Genomic DNA, 19,773 nt, shown 5'->3' with positions numbered 1-19,773 from the left:
ACATCCACCATGTCCACAAAAAAGACCACCCTGCGCTCGGCCCAGTGGTTTGGCAATGCCGACAAGAACGGCTTCATGTATCGCAGCTGGATGAAGAACCAGGGCATCCCGGACCATGAGTTCCAGGGCAAACCCATCATCGGGATCTGCAACACCTGGTCCGAACTTACCCCTTGCAACGCCCACTTCCGCAAGATTGCCGAGCACGTCAAGCGCGGCGTCTACGAAGCCGGCGGTTTTCCCGTCGAGTTTCCCGTCTTCTCCAATGGCGAGTCCAACCTGCGCCCCACCGCCATGCTGACCCGCAACCTGGCCAGCATGGACGTGGAGGAAGCCATCCGCGGCAACCCGGTCGATGCTGTGGTGCTGCTGACCGGCTGCGACAAGACCACCCCTGCGCTATTGATGGGCGCTGCCAGCTGCGACGTACCCGCCATCGTGGTAACCGGCGGGCCGATGCTTAACGGCAAGCACCACGGTCGCGACATCGGTGCCGGTACCATCGTCTGGCAGATGCACGAGGCCTATAAGGGTGGGCTGATCGACCTGAACGAGTTCCTTTCTGCTGAAGCTGGCATGTCCCGCTCGGCCGGTACCTGTAACACCATGGGTACTGCCTCCACCATGGCCTGCATGGCTGAAGCCCTGGGCACCTCGCTCCCGCATAACGCTGCGATCCCAGCCGTGGATTCGCGTCGCTATGTTCTAGCGCACCTCTCTGGCATGCGTATCGTGGACATGGTGCATGAGGACCTTCGCCTGTCGAAGATCCTGACCAAGGAAGCCTTCGAGAATGCCATCCGCGTCAATGCTGCCATCGGCGGTTCGACCAATGCCGTGATTCACCTCAAGGCCATCGCCGGGCGTATGGGCGTAGACCTTGAGCTGGACGACTGGACGCGGGTCGGTCGCGGTACGCCTACCATCGTCGACCTGCAGCCGTCCGGTCGCTTCCTGATGGAAGAGTTCTACTACTCCGGTGGCCTGCCGGCAGTGATTCGCCGGATGGGTGAGGCAAACCTGCTGCCGCACCCTGATGCCCTGACCGCCAATGGCCAGTCGATCTGGCAGAACTGTGCCGAGGCGCCGATCTACGGGCAGGATGAAGTCATCCGTACGCTGGACAACCCCATCCGCAAGGACGGCGGCATCTGCGTGTTACGGGGCAACCTGGCACCCAAGGGAGCAGTGCTCAAACCCTCTGCTGCCACACCGGAGCTGATGCAGCACCGGGGCCGTGCGGTGGTGTTCGAGAACCTGGAGCATTACAAGGAGCGTGTGCTCGACCCGGACCTGGATATCGACGAGACCTGCGTCATGGTGCTCAAGAACTGCGGACCAAAAGGGTATCCGGGCATGGCTGAGGTGGGCAACATGGGTCTGCCACCCAAGCTGCTGGCCAAGGGCATTACCGACATGGTGCGTATTTCCGATGCGCGCATGAGTGGGACGGCCTACGGGACGGTGGTGCTGCACGTAGCGCCGGAGGCTTCGGCAGGTGGTCCGCTGGCGGTGGTGCGTGACGGTGACATGATCGAGCTGGACTGCGAGAACGGCCGCCTGCATCTGGATATCAGCGATGAAGAGCTGCAGGCCCGCTTGGCGGACTGGCAGGACCCGAACGCCAACCTGCTCGGTGGTGGTTACCGCAAGCTGTACGTGGACCACGTGCTGCAGGCCGATGAGGGCTGTGATTTTGACTTCCTCGTCGGCTGCCGTGGCTCCGAGGTGCCGAGGCACTCGCACTGATCTTCTTTAAGGTAGCCCGGCCATTTCAGGCTGGGTTATCTTCTGAATGCCTTGATTTCTCTGGCCTAGACCCCATCTCTTGAGTCTGGCTAAAGGGTGTCCCGTACATGACTCGATATAGGAATATGAGGCGAGTCATAGGCTTTTGGATGCAATTTACCCCTTGCTTCGCTAGCATTAGCCGACTTCTTTTTCTTCGCCGTGTCAGGTATCGATGAGTTATCAGGTTCTCGCTCGCAAATGGCGTCCGCGCTCTTTCCGTGAAATGGTCGGACAGACCCATGTGCTTAAAGCCCTGATCAATGCCCTGGATAACCAGCGCCTTCATCACGCTTATCTCTTTACCGGCACGCGTGGGGTGGGTAAAACCACCATTGCGCGTATTCTGGCGAAGTGCCTGAATTGCGAGACCGGCATCAGCTCGACCCCCTGCGGGGAGTGTTCGGTCTGCCGGGAAATCGATGAAGGTCGTTTCGTCGATCTGATCGAAGTGGATGCTGCCAGCCGCACTAAGGTAGAGGATACCCGGGAGCTACTGGATAACGTGCAGTACGCCCCTACGCGTGGTCGTTACAAGGTTTACCTCATCGACGAAGTCCACATGCTCTCGACCCATAGTTTCAACGCACTGTTGAAAACATTGGAAGAGCCGCCGCCTCACGTTAAATTCCTGCTGGCAACGACCGATCCGCAAAAGCTCCCCGTTACCATTCTGTCGCGCTGCCTGCAGTTTTCGCTGAAGAACATGCCGCCTGAGCGTGTGGTTGAGCACCTGACCCACGTGTTGACCGCTGAGCAGATTCCTTTCGAACAGGATGCCCTATGGTTGCTGGGGCGTGCTGCCGATGGCTCGATGCGCGATGCGATGAGCCTGACCGATCAGGCGATTGCCTTTGGCGAAGGGCATGTTCTGGCTGCCGATGTACGCGCCATGCTGGGTACGTTGGATCAAGGACAGGTATATGGTGTATTGCAAGCCCTGCTGGAAGGCGATGCCCGCGCACTGCTCGAGGCCGTACGTCATCTTGCCGAGCAAGGTCCTGATTGGGCAGGTGTGCTGGGCGAGATGCTGAATGTTTTGCACCGTGTGGCGATTGCCCAGGCGTTGCCTGAGGCTGTGGATAACGGTCAGGGTGATCGTGAGCAGGTTTTGGCCTTGGCTCAGGCGCTACCCGCCGAAGATGTGCAATATTATTACCAGATGGGGTTGATTGGGCGTCGAGATCTGCCGTTGGCGCCTGATCCTCGTGGAGGCTTTGAAATGGTATTGCTGAGGATGCTGGCCTTCCGACCGGCTGAGGGCGGCGGCAGTACACCCAAGGCTGCGTTAAAGACGTTGGGAGCCAGTCAGGCCACGACTGACTCCAAGCCAGAACCGGTGGCCGCTCCGTCTGCACCATCCACGCCGGCTCAGTTGCCTGTTGCGCCAGTCACTCGCCCAGCGCCCGTGGCGAAACCCAGTCCCGCTCCGGTTAAGTCCGAGCCTCGGCCGGAACCGGTAACGGCTTCTGCATCCCCTGTTGCGAAAGAGCCAGAGGCCTCTCAGACAAGCGAGCCTGTCGATCTACCCTGGGATGAACCTACAACGGCCATCAAAACGCCGGTAGAGCCAACCCATGTGGTTCCGATGGCAACCGAAACGTCGGAGGCCACTGTAATTGAGCGGGTCGTTGACGAGCAGGACAATGAAGGCTTGGCAGACGACGAGCCACCGCCTGCCGATGATTATTACAATGCCGAGTCCGATTACGGCTATTTGGACGAGCTGACCGAAGGCGTACTGGCCGAGGCGCCGGCGACGGCCCCAGAGCCCGTACCGGCAGCCAAACCTGCAACCGGACTTGCCGCCGAGTGGATCGAATTGCTACCTAAGCTAGGCTTAGGAGGCATGACTGCAAGCATTGCGGCAAACTGTACGCTGGTGTCGGTTGAAAATGATGCATGGCACCTTCATCTGGATCCAAATCAGAGCGCATTATTCAACACGAACCAGCATCGCCGTTTGAATGATGCCTTGAATCAATACCAAGGGCGTACGATCAAGCTGGATATCACACTCCAGACGCCCGAGCAGGAGACGCCAGCACAGGCTGCCGCTCGCAAACGTGCGGAGCGTCAGCGGGAAGCTGAGGCGTCCATACAGAATGATCCGCTGATCCAGCAAATGATGGAACAGTTCGCGGCTGTAGTCCGCGCGGACACTATCGAGCCGGTCAATTCCAAGGACTGACCGGGTTCTCAAACCAGACGAGGTAAACAGACATGTTAAAAGGTGGCATGGCCGGCCTGATGAAGCAGGCTCAGCAAATGCAGGAAAAAATGCAGAAGATGCAGGAAGAGCTGGCAAATGCCGAAGTGACCGGTCAGTCCGGCGCCGGGCTGGTCAGCGTCGTCATGACAGGTCGCCACGATGTCAAGCGTGTATCGCTGGATGACAGCCTGATGCAGGAAGACAAGGAGATTCTGGAAGACCTCATCGCGGCTGCGGTGAACGATGCCGTTCGCAAGATCGAGCAGAACAGCCAGGAAAAGATGTCTGGTATGACTGCAGGCATGCAGCTGCCGCCTGGATTCAAGATGCCTTTCTAAGCATCTAGAGGCTTATGGTCACGCCGTTGGCCGTTCTGGCTGGCGGCGATCCAGGCACGTTAACAGACGATAGCCTGTCTATACTTTTATCTATCTCCATTCGAGATTTCTTCATGAGTTTTAGTCCTCTCATTCGACAGTTGATCGACGCGCTACGCATTTTGCCTGGGGTGGGCCAGAAATCAGCCCAGCGTATGGCCATGCAGATGCTTGAGCGTGACCGGAGCGGGGGCCTGCGCTTGTCGAGTGCCTTGCAGGCAGCCATGGAGGGAGTAGGGCATTGCAAGCATTGTCGTACCCTGACGGAAAACGAACTGTGCCCTCAGTGCGCTGATCCGGATCGGGATGATCAACTGCTTTGCGTGGTTGAGTCACCGATGGACGTCTTTGCCGTTGACCAGACGGGCTTTCGTGGGCGTTATTTCGTGCTGAAAGGGCACCTGTCTCCTCTGGATGGTCTCGGCCCGGAGGCGATCGGCATTCCAGAGCTGATGGAGCGTATCGAGCAAGGTGCCTTCCAGGAAGTCATTATTGCAACCAACCCGACAGTGGAAGGCGAGGCGACGTCCCATTACATTGCGCAGCTATTGAAACCGCGCGGTTTAACTATTTCCCGGATTGCCCATGGTGTCCCCTTGGGTGGTGAGCTTGATCTGGTAGACAACGGCACCCTTACGCATGCCTTTGCAGGCCGTAAGCCGATCACGCTTTGATCGGCGGTACGCAAATTGACGTAAAAAAGCATAGATCTATTCTTGAGAAGCATTATCATTAGCGATATCTCAATGCCATCTCGATAGGTTCTGACATGTGCGCGGCTGAAGTGTCATCACCCAACGCCTTGCATGACTGGTATAGCGAACATCATGGCTGGCTGTACGGCTGGCTGAGCAAACGGTTGGGATGCTCGTTCAATGCAGCCGATCTGGCCCAGGATACATTCCTTCGCCTGTTAGCCAAAGGACGCGATCTTCCGTCCGTTCGAGAGCCGCGCGCTTACTTATCGACCATCGCCCATTCATTACTCGTCAATCACTGGCGGCGTCAGGATATCGAACGGACCTATCTCGAGGCGCTGGCTAATCGTTCCGAGTATTACGCGCCATCTCCAGAAGCGCGTGAAATCATTATTGAAAGTCTCGTTCAAATCGACGCCATGCTGGACCGTCTACCTGAAAAGGTGCGCTCAGCCTTCCTGATGTCTCAACTGGAAGGGCAGACGTATGCAGCCATTAGTGAGGTGCTAGGGGTGTCCGAGCGAATGGTCAAAAAGTACATGGCCCAAGCCATGCTGCACTGCCTGACCCTTGAGGTGGAATAGACCATGCAGGCCGCCCAGCAGATGTCCGAGACAGAGTGCGACTTTGCGGTGCTTGAGCAGGCGGCCGAATGGTTTGCCGTGCTCAGTGCTGATGATGTCAGCGATCAGGAGCGTGTGCAGTGGCAGCTCTGGCTGGCAGAAAATCCGCAACATGTCCAGGCGTGGCAGCGTGTCGAGCTGATCAGTCGTCATTTTCAGCGCATACCCTGCGAGCAACGCCATGGCGCTACACAAGCGCTACAGAAAAAAGGGCAAACGCGGCGTCAGACATTAAAACTGATGACCGTACTTTGCAGTACCGGTGTTCTGGCCTGGACTACCTCTTCACAGTTGTCCTGGAGACAATGGTATGCCAGCTACCGAACACGTGTGGGAGAGATCAAGGATTTTCAGCTTGCTGATGGCTCGCATCTCTGGCTGAACACCGATACGGCAATGGACGTCTCGAACGAACCGGACCGCTTGCATTTGGCACTCTACAAGGGTGAGGCCATGCTGTCTCGAGGCAAGGATGCTCACTACCCGTTGACGCTTGATACGACATTCGGTGCGTTACTGGCCAAAGAAGCCCAGTTTAGTGTTTTTGATCGAGGAGGCTTTGGCGAGTTGGCAGTTTTCAACGGCAGTGTGCAGGTTGCTCCTGTGGCGTCGGCGTCCGTCACAGTAAAGGCAGGACAACAGGTGCGCTTTAGCACTGACGAGGTTTCTACTGCTCGGGTGAGTGAGCAACGCCGTCAGGCTTGGATCAAAGGGATGATTCTGGCTGATGATATGCGATTGAGCGACTTTGTTGATGAGTTATCGCGTTATCGCTCCGGGTATCTGGCCTGTGATCCGGATGTAGCGAATCTGCGTCTGGTCGGTGCATACCCGCTGAAGGATACGGAGCGGGTGCTGACAGCCTTGGAGCAAAGCCTGCCCATTCGCATCAATCGCCCGCTGCCTTGGTGGACGTCTATTTCAGCGCGTTCTGCCTGAATCTTAATAAAAAATATTATCATTAGCGGTTCCCTTTTCTTGGTTTCGACTGGCTTTAGTCTCAAACAGGCTGAAAGCCATCACTGTTGAACACAAAAAGGGATGAGTAATGGATTCGCGTCGTTCGTATCAGGCTTTTTTCAAGCGGAGCCCTCTGCGTCAGGCTGTACATGCTGCTGCACTTGCTATACCGATGAGCCTCGCCCTTGTGCCGCTTGCAGGTAATGCCGCCGAAGCGGCTGCCGCGGCCCAGGCAGTACGCAGTTACGATATACCGGCTGGCCCGCTGTCGACGGCATTGAGTCGTTTTGCTGGCGAAGCGAATGTCATGCTATCTGCCGATGGCGCACTGACGGAGGGCAAGCAGAGCCCAGGTCTCAAGGGGCAGTACAGTGTTGAAGAAGGTTTTGCAGCGCTGCTAAAAGGAAGCGGCTTGCAGATCGTCAGCACCGGTAACGGCAGCTATTCGCTGGCGGCTGGAACAGCAAGCGTTGGCAGTGATGTTTCCGAGCTTTCTGCGACTACCGTTACTGATTTCGCACTGGGCAATGCGCTTGGAACCATGGAAGGCTATAACGCCACCCATAGCCAGATTGCAACCAAGACAAGTAAGTCGATCCTGGAGACCTCTCAATCGGTATCCGTGGTAACGCGCGACCAGATCGATGATCAGGGCTCGCAAACAGTTTCTCAGGCGTTGCGTTATACCCCAGGTGTCATGACCAACCCATATGGTGCAACTCACCGGTATGACTATGTTGCCATGCGTGGTTTCAATGACGGCTCGGTAGATAACATCTATCTTGATGGTCTCAAGACCATGGGAGATAGCGGTACCTATAGCAGCATGCAGGTAGATCCGTATTTCCTTGAGCGCATTGATATCCTGAAAGGCCCGTCTTCGGTGCTCTACGGACGGAGTAATCCTGGCGGCCTAGTAGCGCTTACCAGCAAGAAGCCACTATATGAGCCCTATCATGAAATCCAGGCCACGGTGGGTACCCAGGGCCAGCGGGGTATGGGGTTCGATTTTAGTGGGCCGGTCAACGAAGACCAGACGATTGCCTATCGGCTGGTAGGTCTGGCGGACAAGTCCGATACGCAGTTTGATCACAACGAGGAGAAGCGCTACGCGATTGCGCCCACGGTAGCCATCGACTTTGATGAAAATACAACGCTAACCCTGCAGGCGTATATGCAACATGACCCCGAAGGCGGTTACCACGGCGGTCTCCCGGCAGACGGCACACTCTATCGCCACAATGGACAATACATCTCAAAGCATTTCTTTGAGGGCGACTCCGATTTCGACAAGTTCGAACGTACCCAGCAGATGGTGGGTTATCAGTTTGAGCATCGTTTCAATGATGTCTGGTCGGCACGACAGAACTTCCGCTATCTGGATGGCAAGGTGGATATGCGGCAGGCTTATGCTGCGGGTTGGGCCAGCATAGGATCCAACGAGTTGGCGCGCGCAACCACTGAAGGCAAGGAGCGTCTGCATGCCTGGATTGTAGATAACATGGCACAGGCTGAATTTAATACCGGGTCAGCCAAACATACGCTTTTGATGGGGTTGGATTATCAGCGTCGTAAGGCCAAGGTCGACTACGCAGGCGGGTCCGCTTCTAACATTGATGCGTTCGACCCTGTCTATGGTAATCCGGGCGTCACGGAAACATGGCAAACCAGCGATCTGCGTCGGATGGAGCAGACTGGCCTGTACATGCAGGACTTGATTGACCTGGATAAATGGCGGTTTTCACTCGGTCTGCGCAAGGATTGGGTAGAGACCTCTTCCGAGGATGAGCTATACGGTGCAGGCAAAAACACTTACAAGGAGAATAAGGTTACTCCGCGGGTGGGTGGACTGTATCTTTTCGACAATGGTATCGCGCCCTACATTAGCTATTCAGAGTCTTTCAATCCCAACTCTTTTACTGACCAGAACGGCGATCCGCTCAAGGCTACTGAGGGCAAGCAGTGGGAGGCTGGTATCAAGTATCAGCCGCCGGGTACGGACAATATCTTTACGGCATCAGTCTTCCACATTACCCAAGAAAACCTGGCAACTAAACTGGCGAATGAACAATATTATCGCCCGGTAGGAAAGGTACGCTCCCAAGGCGTAGAGTTGGAAGCTCACATGCAGGTGACTGATAGCTTCCGTGTACTAGGGAGCTATACGTTTGCTGATGTCGAATACATTAAGTCGGATGACGGTACAGAAGGCAATACGCCTAACGTGGCCCCTCGTCATATGGCATCTGTCTGGGGAGACTACTCATTCAAGGAGGGATCGCTCCAGGGCTTGAGCCTGGGAGCGGGGGTACGGGCAGTTAGTAAGAGTTGGGCAGATCCAGCTAATACCGAACGCGTTCCTGGATACACCCTGTTTGATGCGTCAGTGGGTTATGACTTGAGTAATGTGGGACTCAAAGGTGTAGATGTACGTGTCAACGCCAATAACCTAACCGATAAAAAATACGTCGCTGCATGTAATAGCCTGTTGTATTGCTATTACGGCGAAGAGCGTAACGTCACCGCCACGGTCAGTTACAAATTCTAACGATCAAAAGCGATAAAGCTTTTCAAGCAAAACGGGCGGCTTCAGGGCCGCCCGTTTTGTTTCAACCTTCCAGCTGGCCGCCCGCCAGGGCGCAGAGCTGAATCGAGTCGAGGATATGCACTTCCTTGCCTTCGGCCTCGATGATGCCGCTCTGCTGGAAGCGCGTGAATACACGAGAAACTGTCTCCACTGCAAGGCCCAGATAGTTACCGATCTCATTACGGGACATGGACAGGCGGAACTGCTGGGCGGAGAAGCCACGAGCGCGGAAACGTGCAGACAGATTCACAAGAAACGTCGCGATACGCTCGTCTGCGCTTTTTTTGGACAAGAGCAGCATCATCTGCTGATCATCCCGAATCTCGCGGCTCATCACACGCATCAGCTGGCGACGCAGCTGGGGAAGCTGATCGGCCAGCTCATCAAGATGCTCGAAGGGGATCTCGCATACCGATGTGGTTTCCAGCGCCTGTGCAGAAACCGGATGCAGCTCCGTATCCATACCGGACAAGCCAACCAGCTCGCTGGGTAGGTGAAAGCCGGTAATTTGCTCTTCACCGTTATCGGTCACGCTAAAGGTTTTAAGCGCACCTGAACGGACGGCAAAGACGGAGCCAAAACTGTCACCCTGTCGGAACAGATAGTCGCCTTTCTTGAGTGGACGGCCGCGCTTGACGATCCGATCAAGCTCATCCAGATCCTCAAGGTTCAACGACAATGGCAAGCATAAGGGTGCCAGGCTGCAATCTTTACAGTGGGCTTGCGGCGAGGTGACACGCATTTTCAAAGTCTCGGACATGGCTTTCGATTTATTCCATTAGTAAGCCAAGGGTATTACTGCACGCATAATGATGAAAGCTGTTAGTGAATTTATTAGATGACCCGTGAAAACCGTTGTGTGTTCTGTTGGGGCAAATAACGATCAAACAACATACAAACTGATCGCACGAGTAACCTCCCGGCCGGCAAGATATCAATGCCTTTTTCATCCAGGCGAATAAGCTCATCAGTTGCCATACGCTCAAGGTCAGGCATGACATCGGCAAAGTAATCCTTGAAATCAATTCCCAGTGCTCGGCCTGTTTCAGCAAAGTCGAGCTGGAAGTGACAAATTAGCTGCTGGATTACCGCGCGACGAATCAAGTCGTCCCGTTCACAGTGCAAACCCCGGCGTACAGCAAGTTGACCGTTATCCAGACTAGTCTGGTATTCGGAAATATCCACTGCGTTTTGAGAGTAAAGCTCATTTATCTGGCTAATGGCCGATACCCCCAGCCCAATCAAGTCACAATGGCCATGGGTCGTATAGCCCTGAAAGTTACGCTGCAATGAACCATCTTCCTGAGCAATTGCCAATTCGTCGTCGGGCAGGGCGAAGTGGTCCATCCCGATGTAACGATAACCGGCAGCCATTAGCTGCTCAGTTGTCCTTTGGAGCATCTCCAGCTTTTGTGCGGGGCTTGGCAGCTCAGCGGCCTCAATCCGCCGCTGTGGTGGAAAACGGGTGGGGAGGTGTGCGTAATTGAATACAGACAAGCGATGCGGTTGCAGATCAATTACTGCCTCGACGGTTTTGGCGAAGCTTTCCGGCGTTTGGCGGGGGAGTCCATAAATCAGGTCGATATTGATTGAGCGATAACTGAGCGTACGGGCCGCATCGATGATGGCCCGCGTCTCGTTGAGGCTTTGCAGGCGATTCACAGCCAACTGCACATTCGTATCGATGTCTTGGACACCGAGGCTGACCCGGTTGAAACCCAGCTCACGCAACAGGCCCATCGTGGCCCAGTCCGCTTCGCGTGGATCGATCTCGATCGAATAATCTCCAGAGTCATCATCCAGCAGGCTGAAGCGCTGACGCAGCTCGGACATCAGCTGCCGTAGCTGTTCAGGGTTGAGAAAGGTCGGCGTGCCGCCGCCAAAATGCAATTGCTCTACCCTCTGGTCTGCGCCTACATGACGACTGATCAGCTGAATTTCCCTTGTCAGGCTGGCCAGATAAGGCACGCTCCGGCTGCGGTCCTTGGTAATGACTTTATTACAGGCGCAGTAGTAGCAAATATGTGCGCAGAAGGGTACATGGACATACAGCGACAGCGGCCGCTTGGCAGTGCGGCTATCCCTTAGTGCATGCATCAGATCGAACGCGCCTATCTGATCATGAAACTGCACTGCAGTTGGATAAGAGGTATAGCGAGGCCCTGCCATGTCGTAGCGCTGGATTAATTCTGGTTTCCAATCGATGGCGTCGAGCATGACCATACTCCCGTAAAACTATAAAGCAAAGTCTAGAAGCAAGTAGGTAGTGGCATCTTGACCTACATCAATAGCAATAACGTGAAGGCTAGAGAGGCGATAAAAGGTACGATGGATTCTGTTGAGCTAATTTTGTATGTAATACCAGCCCATAAATAGTGTCATTAGATTCGTTAGGAGGATTCGTGCAAGACAACCACGTCAATCAGAAGGAAGTTTCGCTTCTTTGGAGCAGGTGTGATCAAAAAATTGCCACGCTTGTTCTGGCGCATGGAGCAGGGGCACCCATGGACAGTCCGTTCATGGATCAAATGACCGAGGCGCTGGTAGCCCAGCGTATCGAAGTAGTACGATTTGAATTTCCTTATATGGCTGAGCGACGAATCTCAGGAAAGAAAAGGCCTCCTTCTCCTAAGGCGCAGTTGCTTGCTACCTGGAAGCAGGTCATTGATCTGGTCAGGCAAACAACCCCAGGACCGCTTGCCATTGGCGGCAAATCAATGGGAGGCCGAATGGCCAGCCTGGTCGTTGATGAGGCGCGGGTCAGCGCATTGGTATGCCTGGGGTATCCATTCTATGCGGCAGGCCGCCCGGAAAAGCCGCGGGTCGACCATCTCGTTGATCTGCAAACGCCTACGTTGATCATCCAGGGCGAGCGTGATGCTCTGGGAGATCGGGAGACGGTTGAGCATTACACACTGTCTGACCAGGTCCGAATCGAGTGGGTACCGACAGCCAACCATGACCTTAAGCCACTCAAACGCTCAGGCTTGAGTCATTCACAAAGCATTGAGAAGAGTGCGTTATCGATAGTGCGCTTTTTGACCGCCCATCGGGCATAAAAAAGCCCGCACTGCGGCGGGCTTTTTTGTGGGAGCGCTTACATCAGGCTGCGCAATACATAGTGCAGAATGCCACCCGCCTTGAAGTATTCCACTTCGTTGAGGGTATCGATTCGGCAGAGAAGCTCTACCGTTTCCATGCTGCCATCTTCACGAGTGATTTCCATGGTCAGAGGCATACGTGGCCGCAGTTCGACGCCATCCAGTCCGAAAATGCTGATTTTCTCCTTACCGGTTAGACCTAGCGACTTGCGATCCACTCCGTTCTGGAACTGAAGCGGAAGGACGCCCATGCCTACCAGGTTGGAGCGGTGGATACGCTCGAAGCTTTCGGTAATCACTGCCTTGACACCGAGCAGGTTGGTTCCCTTGGCTGCCCAGTCACGGGATGAGCCTGTGCCATATTCCTTGCCTGCAATAATGACCAGTGGAGTGCTATCTATCTGATACCGCATGGCAGCGTCATAGATGGCCATTTTCTCGCCGGTTGGAACATGCAGCGTATTGCCACCTTCCTCGCCACCCAGCATTTCGTTACGGATACGAATGTTAGCAAAAGTGCCGCGCATCATGACTTCATGGTTGCCACGGCGGGAGCCGTACGAGTTGAAGTCCTCATAGGCAACACCATGTTCGGTAAGGTAGCGACCCGCCGGGCTATCCTTTTTGATGTTACCAGCCGGGGAGATATGGTCTGTTGTGACTGAGTCGCCCAGTAAGGCGAGAATTCGCGCATCATGAATATCTGATACACGAGGTGGGTTGCCGCCAATGTTCTCGAAGAAGGAGGGATTCTGGATATAGGTCGAATCGTTTCTCCAAGTATAGGTTTTGGAAGCTGGAACCTGAATGGCCTTCCAGTTCTCATCGCCCTCGAAGACCGCTGCGTATTCCTTGCGGAACATCGCCGAGTTGACTTTCTCGATGGCGTCAGCCACTTCCTGTTGGGTGGGCCAGATATCCTTCAGATAGACCGGTTGGCCGTTCTTGTCTGTACCCAAAGGATCTTTAGACAGATCAACCTTGACGCTGCCTGCCAAGGCATAAGCGACTACCAGTGGTGGTGAAGCCAGCCAGTTCGTTTTGACAAAGGGATGTACGCGGCCTTCGAAGTTGCGGTTGCCCGAGAGCACTGATGCCACGGTCAGATCGCCTTCCTGAATTGCTTTTTCAATTGGTTCGAGCAGCGGCCCGGAATTGCCGATGCAGGTGGTGCAACCGTATCCCACAAGGTTAAAGCCCAACTTGTCTAGCGAAGTCATAAGGCCAGCAGCCTTATAGTATTCGGTTACGACCTTGGAGCCAGGCGCCAATGAACTCTTGACCCAGGGTTTGCGCTCCAGCCCTTTTTCAACGGCTTTTTTCGCCAGTAGACCGGCAGCCATCATGACGCTGGGGTTGGAGGTGTTGGTACAGGAGGTAATGGCGGCAATTACAACTGCGCCGTTTTGTAAGCGGTATTTCTGGCCATCAAGTTCATACTCAATGCCGTCCGCCTTGGGTTCGCCTTTAATCGAGTCGTCCAGCCCACCGGGTGTAACGGGATGTCCATTACCCTTAGGCGCAGTAGGCTTGAGTTGCAGATTCATGAATTGATCGAATGCTTCGCTGACCTTGGATAGCGAAACGCGATCCTGCGGACGCTTGGGGCCTGCCAGGCTGGATTCGACATCGCCCAAGTCCAGATGCAGGGTGTCGGTGAAGCTTGGTTCGTCACCGGCCTCACGCCACATACCCTGAGCTTTGGCGTAGGCCTCAACCAGCTTGACTGTTTCTTCGGGGCGGCCCGAGAAGCGCAGAAAGTCCACAGTGACCTGGTCAACCGGAAAGAAGCCGCAAGTGGCGCCGTATTCCGGAGCCATATTGCCGATGGTAGCGCGGTCCGCCAGTGGCAGATCAGCCAAGCCGTCTCCATAGAACTCAACGAACTTACCCACTACGCCTTTCTTGCGTAGCATCTGGGTTACGGTCAACACCAAGTCAGTAGCGGTAATGCCTTCGCGCAGCTTGCCTGTCAGCTTGAAGCCGATGACCTCAGGTATGAGCATGGATACCGGCTGGCCCAGCATGGCGGCCTCAGCTTCAATGCCGCCTACGCCCCAGCCTAGTACACCCAGGCCGTTGATCATCGTCGTATGCGAGTCGGTGCCTACCAGGGTATCCGGGAAAGCGTAAGTCTCGCCGTTTTCTTCGCGAGTCCAAACTGTACGGCCCAGGTATTCAAGGTTTACCTGGTGACAGATGCCGGTGCCCGGTGGCACTACGCTGAAGTTGTCGAAAGCTTGTTGACCCCAGCGCAAGAATTCGTAACGTTCACCGTTGCGCTGCATTTCAATGGCTACGTTTTCCTCATAGGCGTGTTCGGAGGCGTAACGGTCGACCATTACCGAGTGGTCAATCACTAGATCGACAGGAGAGAGGGGATTGATTTTTTCAGGATCGCCTCCTGCCTTGGCCATGGCATCACGCATGGCTGCCAAGTCCACGACTGCGGGTACCCCGGTAAAGTCCTGCATCAGAACGCGCGCCGGACGGTATTGAATCTCGCGGTCGGAGGTGCGTTCCTTGAGCCAGTCAACCAGTGCCTGCAGGTCTTCACGGTAAACGGTTTTATTGTCTTCCCAGCGCAGCAGATTTTCGAGCAGGACCTTTAGCGATACAGGCAAGCGCGAAATATCACCCAGGCTCTTGGCGGCTTCGGGAAGGCTATAGTAGTGATACGTACGGCCATCGACCTCTAGGGTACGACGACATTTCAGACTATCCAGTGCAGGCATGACGATGAATCTCCTCTCGGCTTGGGACGGCACGACGGTTCGGCCTTGTGCAAGACGACGTGACCTTCGCTAATCCCGGCTCAGGCCCACTCCGAGGAAATACCGAAAAGCCTGCCAACACTGCCTCTCGGTACGAAGATTTTGAGCCGAGCATCAATGGGGCCTGATCGGTATCAACAGCGGCGGACATCCGGCGCCAGCCTGTCGACCAAGCGTCGTCTTGCGCTTGTTCTCCAATACTGGACCGATTGACGGCTTTTACGTTCCCTGTTCCGCTCAATCCGCCTGGCTCGGGTATAGTGCGCGGCTTATTGCAAGGCGCATTACAGGGCTGGAGTTTTGATGAATACGTTGTTGTTACATTGCCGACCTGGTTTTGAAGGCGAGGTGTGTGCCGAGCTTAGCGATCTGGCTGCACAGCTGGAAATTTCAGGCTACGCGCGGGGCAAGCCAGCCAGCGCCTTTGCCGAATTCATTTGCAGTGAGGCAGAGGGTGCGGATCGCCTCATGAAGCGCCTGCGCTTTGCCGACCTGATCTTTCCGCGCCAATGGGCGCGAGGCACAGGCTTTGTCACGTTACCTGAGCAGGACCGTGTAGGAGCCATCCTGCAGGAGCTACAGAGCTATCCGGTCTGCGGGAGCCTGTGGTTCGAGGTATTGGATACTAACGACGGCAAAGCGCTGTCGACATTCTGCAAGAAATTCGAAAAGCCCCTGAGGGCTGCACTGACCAAGGCGGGCCGTCTCAAGGAAGACCCTGCCTTGCCACGGCTGCAATTGACCTTTCGAACAGGAACGGATGTGTTCATTGGCGTGGCCGAGCCACGTAACGCTGCGTTTTGGCCGATGGGTATACCCCGACTCAAGTTTCCCCGTGAAGCGCCCAGCCGCTCTACGCTTAAACTGGAAGAGGCCTGGCATCAGTTTATTCCTCGTGCGCAGTGGGATGAGCGCCTTGCCTCGGGTATGCACGCCGTAGACCTGGGGGCAGCACCTGGGGGCTGGACATGGCAACTGGTCAACCGGGATATGCTCGTGATCGCCGTGGATAACGGTCCGATGGCAGAGTCCCTGATGGAGTCAGGCCTTATCGAGCACCTGCAGGTCGATGGCTATGCCTTTCGTCCACGTAAGGAAGTCGACTGGATGGTATGCGATATCGTTGAGAAGCCGGCTCGTACGGCCGCGCTCATGGAAAGTTGGATCGGCGAGCGCTGGTGCAAGGAGGCAGTCGTAAATCTGAAGCTGCCAATGAAGCAGCGCTATGCTGAAGTCAGGCGCATTCTGGATCGATTGAGAAGCTATTTCGATAGCAAAGGAATGTCGGTTGCGATCGCTTGCAAACAGCTCTACCACGATCGCGAAGAGGTCACCTGTCACCTCCGTCGCTTGAAATAACCAAAGTAGAACATTTACGGTTCGAAACGTACTGATGCAGCCAGTACCTATGTCAAAGGCACGGCTGCTACCGAATGGAGAAAAGCATGACTCTTACCGTTGACGCGACACTTGACGCCAGCGGGCTGAATTGCCCTGAGCCTGTCATGATGCTGCATAACAAGGTGCGAGACATGGCAGGTGGTAGCCTGCTCAAGGTCATTGCAACTGATCCCTCTACGCAGCGGGACATCCCCAAATTCTGCATGTTTCTAGGACATGAGCTGGTGCAGAAGGAGGAAGAGGGCGGCAAGTACCTTTATTGGATACGCAAGAAAGTCGAATAACCTAGTGGGCTGCATTTCTTATCCTGCGGCGTGCGCTACGTGCAAGGCGTATGGCAAGCAATACCGCTGCACAGGTAAGCCCCACCACCAGACCTTGCCAAAGGCCCGCCGGTCCGCGGGCCTGCCCAATCCAATCGGTCAGGCCTAGTACATAACCTACTGGCAGACCGATACCCCAATAGGCGAGCAGTGTGATCACCATTGTGGCCCGTGTATCCTGATACCCCCTGAGTCCCCCGGCCGCTGTCACCTGTACCGCATCTGAAAACTGGAAGAGAGCGGCAAATACAATCAGCGATGCCGCCAGGCTCACCACAGCCGGGTCCTGTGTATAAAGCGTTGCGATCGGTGCGCGGAAAAGCAGCATGATACTGGCAGAAATACAGGCCCAGGATAGGCCAACGGCCACTCCCGTGCCTGCCGAAAACCGCGCTTGCCGAGGCTCGCCGCGTCCTAGGGACTGTCCAACCCGTACAGTGATGGCCATGCCGATCGACAAGGGGATCATGAAGGTGAGTGAGGCAAAGTTGAGAGCAATCTGATGGCCTGCTACCACCGTTGCGCCTAGCTCACCGATCAACAGGGCAATGACCGAGAAGATGCTGGACTCCGCAAATACCGCGATTCCAATAGGCGCACCCACAGAGAGCAGGCGACGAATCACTGGCCATTGGGGAGCGTCGAAGCGGCTGAAGATACCGCATGCCTGGTAGATCTTGGCGCGTCGCACCCATGCGAACATGCCCAGGAACATCAACCACATCGCCACGCCACTGGCAAATCCGCAACCTGGACCGCCCATCGCTGGCAAGCCAAGGCGACCATGGATGAACAGATCATTTAGCGGAACGTTGAGTGTCAGACCAACCAGACCAATGATCATGCTGGGCCGGGTGCGTCCAAGCCCGTCGCTGAAGCAGCGCAGCACGTAATACAGTGCAACCGCGGGGATACCCATGGCGATGCCATGCAGATAGGTCATGGTTGGCTGAATCAGCTCCGGACTGACATGCATGGCAATCAGTAAAGGCTTCGCTGAGCATAAAAGAGCGCTGGCTATCAAGCCGATGACCACGGCCAACCAGAGCGCCTGTCGAACAAGCGGACCAATCTTCTCCGGTTGCCTGGCGCCATGATGCTGCGCCACGTTTGGCGTAGTGGCCAGCAGCGTTCCGGTCATCAGAAGAAAGACCGGCACCCAGACGGAATTGCCTAGCGCAACGGCTGCCAGGTCCAACGGACCGACACGCCCGGCCATGACGGCATCGACGAACCCCATGGCAGAGTGCGATAACTGAGCAATGATAATAGGCGCTGCCAGTGCGAGCAGGGCCGTTAGCTCATGACGGATCCGCTGCCGCCGGGTAGGTCTTGTGTCCACGAGATTATCAGGTAAGGAAAAGTTGGACAGTGTACGACGCTTTTCGGATGCCGAGAAATCCATCACACCTCTTGAGCCTGATAAAATGCATGTCTCGCTGATTGGAGTTCAAGATGCGCATCCTTGCAGACGAAAATATTCCCCTTCTGGATGAATTCTTTGGTGCCTTTGGATCGATCAGGCGAATGCCGGGCCGTGCCATGGACAGGGCTGCCGTGGGCGAAGCTGATATTCTCATCGTACGGTCCATAACACCGGTCACTCGGGCATTGCTGGAGGGCTCACCGGTCCGCTTTGTGGGAACGTGCACCATCGGTACGGACCATCTGGACATTGATTATCTGGAATCGGCTGGCATTGCCTGGAGCAGTGCGCCGGGGTGCAATGCACGCGGCGTTGTCGATTACGTTCTGGGTGCGCTTCTTGCCTTGAGCGACGCCCGCGGAGTCTCGCTGAGTGAGCGCACCTATGGGGTTGTAGGCGCCGGACAGGTTGGTGGCCGTCTGGTGGAGGTGCTGAAAGGGTTGAACCTGAATGTTCTGGTGTGTGATCCACCACGTGCGCTCTCCGCGCCAGATGATTTTGTCTCGCTTGAAACCGTGATGGAGAAATGTGATGTCATTTCCCTGCACGCACCGCTGGTACGTTCCGGGCCTGACGCGACGTATCACCTTTTTGATGCTGAGCGCCTGGCTGGGTTGAAGGCTGGAACATGGCTGATCAATGCATGCCGCGGAGAAGTTATCGACAACAAGGCACTTCGTGAATGCTTGGTTGAAGGTGCCGATCTGGAGGTTGTTCTGGATGTTTGGGAGAGTGAGCCTGAGGTCGATGTAGAGCTGGCCAAGCGATGCCGCCTGGCGACACCTCATATTGCTGGCCATAGCCTTGAAGGCAAGTGGCGCGGTACTGCAATGATTTACGCTGCCTTTTGCGCCTGGCAGGAACAGAGGCCAGAAAAAGCCTTGGAGGACTTTCTACCTGAACAGTGGCTATCAAAGATCGAGCTTTCGGCCAGTGCTACGCCTGAACAGGCACTGAGACTTTTGTGTCGGGCCGTTTATGATCCGCGCAATGATGACGCCGCCTTTCGATTATCACTCAAAGGTGGTACTCAAGCGCGGCGTAACGGGTTTGATCTACTTAGAAAGCATTATCCCCAGCGTCGGGAAATTACCGGACTTCGCGTTTATACCGATGCAAGCCCGGCAACTTCCCGAATCGTAGAGGCATTAGGCGCTACACGTCTGTGATTACTCAGGGCATGTAGGCGTCTTGAGAGAGTCGTCTGGCTCACGACATGCCTTTTGAATCATGGCCTCGGTAATCGGGATCTCGCGACCCTTTTCATCGATGAGGGCGCCACCCAGGCGTTGAGCATGATCGGAGGTTGTGTGCTGAGAAGTGTTCTGAACGGTCATTTCAGTCTCCTTTGCCATATGAGTCCAACCTAGCCAAGACAGGTTAAGAAGATATGACAACCTAGGGAAGGTCTGAAAAAGACTTCCCGAATCTGGTGAAATACGCCGATCCCGCCAGCCGAGTTTTTCCATGAAGCAGATGACCTTCGCCGACGCCGAGTACGCC

The 19,773-nt window shown here is 55.4% G+C and carries 16 protein-coding genes; 11 read left to right on the top strand and 5 right to left on the bottom strand.

Translation table 11 applies throughout. The features are described 5' to 3' along the window. Nucleotides 1–9 precede the first annotated feature (9 nt). The 7 genes from HMPREF1487_RS01385 to HMPREF1487_RS01355 all read left to right on the top strand — a co-directional run bounded on the left by HMPREF1487_RS01385 (nucleotide 10) and on the right by HMPREF1487_RS01355 (nucleotide 9,206). Nucleotides 10–1,749, top strand: coding sequence for an IlvD/Edd family dehydratase (locus HMPREF1487_RS01385; RefSeq protein ID WP_010794804.1), 1,740 nt, complete (start codon nucleotides 10–12; stop codon nucleotides 1,747–1,749). Nucleotides 1,750–1,963: 214 nt separating this feature from the next. Beyond that, a complete protein-coding gene (gene dnaX / locus HMPREF1487_RS01380) occupies nucleotides 1,964–3,979 on the top strand; it encodes a DNA polymerase III subunit gamma/tau (RefSeq protein ID WP_010794803.1) in 2,016 nt (671 codons plus the stop codon). A 32-nt stretch (nucleotides 3,980–4,011) separates the two neighbouring features. Continuing rightward, nucleotides 4,012–4,338 carry a YbaB/EbfC family nucleoid-associated protein gene (locus HMPREF1487_RS01375; RefSeq protein ID WP_010794802.1) on the top strand — a complete coding sequence of 109 codons (327 nt, stop codon included), beginning with the start codon at nucleotides 4,012–4,014 and terminating at the stop codon, nucleotides 4,336–4,338. A gap of 113 nt (nucleotides 4,339–4,451) precedes the next feature. Further along, entirely contained in the window at nucleotides 4,452–5,051 is a 600-nt protein-coding gene (recR, locus tag HMPREF1487_RS01370; protein ID WP_026003868.1) for a recombination mediator RecR, read from the top strand. Between the two features lie 95 nt (nucleotides 5,052–5,146). Then, entirely contained in the window at nucleotides 5,147–5,659 is a 513-nt protein-coding gene (locus tag HMPREF1487_RS01365) for a sigma-70 family RNA polymerase sigma factor (protein ID WP_010794800.1), read from the top strand. A 3-nt stretch (nucleotides 5,660–5,662) separates the two neighbouring features. Continuing rightward, nucleotides 5,663–6,637 carry a FecR domain-containing protein gene (locus HMPREF1487_RS01360; protein WP_010794799.1) on the top strand — a complete coding sequence of 325 codons (975 nt, stop codon included), beginning with the start codon at nucleotides 5,663–5,665 and terminating at the stop codon, nucleotides 6,635–6,637. Between the two features lie 109 nt (nucleotides 6,638–6,746). Then, nucleotides 6,747–9,206, top strand: coding sequence for a TonB-dependent siderophore receptor (locus tag HMPREF1487_RS01355; protein WP_010794798.1), 2,460 nt, complete (start codon nucleotides 6,747–6,749; stop codon nucleotides 9,204–9,206). 61 nt (nucleotides 9,207–9,267) lie between these two features. Here the strand turns inward: HMPREF1487_RS01355 and fnr are convergent, their stop codons facing one another. Both fnr and hemN read right to left on the bottom strand, forming a co-directional pair. After that, entirely contained in the window at nucleotides 9,268–10,005 is a 738-nt protein-coding gene (fnr, locus tag HMPREF1487_RS01350; protein ID WP_026003866.1) for a fumarate/nitrate reduction transcriptional regulator Fnr, read from the bottom strand. Between the two features lie 74 nt (nucleotides 10,006–10,079). After that, nucleotides 10,080–11,462: an oxygen-independent coproporphyrinogen III oxidase gene (gene hemN, locus HMPREF1487_RS01345; protein ID WP_010794796.1), complete on the bottom strand. Its 1,383-nt coding sequence runs from the start codon at nucleotides 11,460–11,462 to the stop codon at nucleotides 10,080–10,082. Between the two features lie 185 nt (nucleotides 11,463–11,647). On the opposite strand from hemN, the gene HMPREF1487_RS01340 reads away from it, so the two are divergent. After that, complete coding sequence (locus HMPREF1487_RS01340) at nucleotides 11,648–12,304, top strand: alpha/beta family hydrolase (RefSeq protein ID WP_010794795.1); 657 nt, start codon at nucleotides 11,648–11,650, stop codon at nucleotides 12,302–12,304. A 38-nt stretch (nucleotides 12,305–12,342) separates the two neighbouring features. Here the strand turns inward: HMPREF1487_RS01340 and acnA are convergent, their stop codons facing one another. After that, entirely contained in the window at nucleotides 12,343–15,081 is a 2,739-nt protein-coding gene (acnA, locus tag HMPREF1487_RS01335; RefSeq protein ID WP_010794794.1) for an aconitate hydratase AcnA, read from the bottom strand. Nucleotides 15,082–15,423: 342 nt separating this feature from the next. Here acnA and rlmM point away from each other — a divergent pair, with 342 nt between their 5' ends. Continuing rightward, nucleotides 15,424–16,479 (top strand): 23S rRNA (cytidine(2498)-2'-O)-methyltransferase RlmM, encoded by a 1,056-nt coding sequence (gene rlmM / locus HMPREF1487_RS01330; RefSeq protein ID WP_010794793.1) that lies wholly within the window; start codon nucleotides 15,424–15,426, stop codon nucleotides 16,477–16,479. A gap of 86 nt (nucleotides 16,480–16,565) precedes the next feature. Further along, nucleotides 16,566–16,805, top strand: a complete 240-nt coding sequence (gene tusA, locus HMPREF1487_RS01325; RefSeq protein ID WP_010794792.1) for a sulfurtransferase TusA — start codon at nucleotides 16,566–16,568, stop codon at nucleotides 16,803–16,805. Nucleotide 16,806: 1 nt separating this feature from the next. On the opposite strand, the gene HMPREF1487_RS01320 is transcribed toward tusA, so the two are convergent. After that, complete coding sequence (locus HMPREF1487_RS01320; protein ID WP_010794791.1) at nucleotides 16,807–18,249, bottom strand: MATE family efflux transporter; 1,443 nt, start codon at nucleotides 18,247–18,249, stop codon at nucleotides 16,807–16,809. Between the two features lie 50 nt (nucleotides 18,250–18,299). Here HMPREF1487_RS01320 and pdxB point away from each other — a divergent pair, with 50 nt between their 5' ends. Next, entirely contained in the window at nucleotides 18,300–19,439 is a 1,140-nt protein-coding gene (gene pdxB, locus HMPREF1487_RS01315; protein ID WP_010794790.1) for a 4-phosphoerythronate dehydrogenase PdxB, read from the top strand. Here pdxB and HMPREF1487_RS27665 read toward each other — a convergent pair whose 3' ends face one another. Further along, nucleotides 19,440–19,607, bottom strand: a complete 168-nt coding sequence (locus HMPREF1487_RS27665) for a PA1571 family protein (RefSeq protein ID WP_162842011.1) — start codon at nucleotides 19,605–19,607, stop codon at nucleotides 19,440–19,442. Nucleotides 19,608–19,773: the final 166 nt, after the last annotated feature.

Origin of the sequence: Pseudomonas sp. HPB0071 (assembly GCF_000478505.2) — a bacterium.
Classification (GTDB): Bacteria; Pseudomonadota; Gammaproteobacteria; order Pseudomonadales; family Pseudomonadaceae; genus Chryseomonas; species Chryseomonas luteola.
This window is presented reverse-complemented; position numbering and strand designations above follow the sequence as displayed.